Source organism: Lacinutrix cladophorae, from assembly GCF_053604645.1.
The window spans coordinates 1-240 of record NZ_JBSHNR010000101.1 but is presented as its reverse complement, the minus strand read 5'-3'; the positions used below and the strand labels follow the sequence as shown (position 1 = coordinate 240).

Annotated in this window: 1 protein-coding gene; it reads right to left on the bottom strand. The window is 45.8% G+C overall.

Translation table 11 applies throughout. The features are described from left to right. The coding region (locus tag ACVC3Y_RS05895) for a hypothetical protein (protein WP_452226365.1) at positions 1 to 240 on the bottom strand (240 nt) is incomplete at both ends.

The window sequence follows — 240 nt, the reverse complement described above, 5'->3', positions numbered from 1 at the left end:
ATCTGCTACGTTGTAATCACATGGATCGGTTGGATCCGTTCCATCAGGTCCTGCAGTACCATCCATATCTGGATCTACTTCTGTTCCGTTGATTACTCCGTCTCCATCACAATCGGATGTATACCAATCACTAGTTGTATCTAATAAATCTACATTTACTACATCGCCACCTACACATGGATCATATGGTGCTGTGTCCGTACCGTTTGGTGCGCCATCGCCATCACAATCTGCTGCTGC